The sequence below is a fragment of the Chroococcidiopsis sp. TS-821 genome (assembly GCF_002939305.1).
In the GTDB taxonomy this organism is placed as follows: domain Bacteria; phylum Cyanobacteriota; class Cyanobacteriia; order Cyanobacteriales; family Chroococcidiopsidaceae; genus Chroogloeocystis.
Map to the genome: position 1 here is coordinate 1 of NZ_MVDI01000024.1, position 1,144 is coordinate 1,144.

A 1,144-nucleotide genomic window follows, 5' to 3' on the forward strand; every position below is an offset into this window, starting at 1 on the left:
ATACCAATTCCTTAAAGACCGGCTACAGATAATGCCTCAAGGATGGAGGCTCTACCGACAATTGAACGAATCACTGCTTGGGTCATTTGTTGCAATCGCTCTCGTACCAACAAACGCAACTCATCCAGGGTCTTAGGCAACTGCCAACACAGTCCTCGCTTGAGATGCTGCCAAACTTGCTCGATTGGATTGGTTTCCGGTGAATGAGACGGTTGAAACATCAAAATGATGTTTGGAGGAATCTGCAAGCGCTTGGCACGGTGACAGCCTGCTTGGTCAAGTTGAATAATCAAAATACTGTCTGCAAAGTGCTGAGCAACCAGGTTGAGAAACACTGGAAAGCAGTCCGTGTTGCAGTGAGTGAACTCGGAGAAAAAGTGTGCTCCGGTTGTAGGTTCGACAATGCCGTACAAGTAAGTGGCACGAAACTGCCATTGCACTTTCCCTTTCGGTTTAACCCCTGGTGCAGTGATTTTGCGACCACTAATCGTCTTGAGTCCAATGCGTGTTTCATCCTCACAGAAGAATCGAACCTGTCCACTTAAACCCAGCACTCCAACGGCGAACCAAGCTAACATTGCCAAATTCTCAGCCAGTTTTTTTATAGGTTTCTACTTGCTCGGGTGATTGCTGGGCACTGACTGGACGAGCCACTTTGGGAGAAGCTTTGAGGCGATAATGCACCAACTGATGCACCGTTTTGTAGGGGGAAACAATGCCGAGTTGGTTCTCCAACCACTGGCAAATCTCGCCGTAACTGTTGAACCCTTCCTCCTGCTGCAACCGTTGGCTTAAGGCATCCTGCGCCCATTGAGGAATGCTATGCTGCCGTCCAAGGCATGGTTTACGGGTTAACAAGCCTACGAGTCCTCCTTGACGGTAAAGCCGTAACCACTCCTGCACGGTGACTCGATGTCGTCCCAAGAGTTCTGCTGCCGCTTGTACTGTTTTTGCTTGCTCACTTTTGAGCAGATAGAGTAACTGTATTCGCTCTTTGTCTGACGCACTCTTTTGCGCTCGCAGCAACTGCTTGAGGTCTTCGACGCTTTCAGCGATTTCTAGTTTGTAAACCCCTGCCATAGATGCCTCTTGAACCCAATGACAGTTTTATACCATCTGTAGCCCTCCTTTAAAGAATTGGTAT

The 1,144-nt window shown here is 48.5% G+C and carries 2 protein-coding genes; both read right to left on the reverse strand.

What is annotated here, in order from left to right:
• Positions 1-11 precede the first annotated feature (11 nt).
• Positions 12-578 carry an IS630 family transposase gene (locus B1A85_RS25010; RefSeq protein ID WP_210404701.1) on the reverse strand — a complete coding sequence of 189 codons (567 nt, stop codon included), beginning with the start codon at positions 576-578 and terminating at the stop codon, positions 12-14.
• A gap of 10 nt (positions 579-588) precedes the next feature.
• The gene (locus B1A85_RS25015; RefSeq protein ID WP_210404702.1) at positions 589-1,080 is read right to left on the reverse strand and encodes a helix-turn-helix domain-containing protein; all 492 of its coding nucleotides are present in this window, start codon (positions 1,078-1,080) and stop codon (positions 589-591) included.
• Between the last annotated feature and the right edge of the window lie 64 nt (positions 1,081-1,144).

Coding starts and splice junctions, on each gene's coding strand:
- B1A85_RS25015 (WP_210404702.1), bottom strand. CDS start 1,080: ATGGCAGGGGTTTACAAACTAGAAATCGCTGAAAGCGTCGAAGACCTC.
- B1A85_RS25010 (WP_210404701.1), bottom strand. CDS start 578: ATGTTAGCTTGGTTCGCCGTTGGAGTGCTGGGTTTAAGTGGACAGGTT.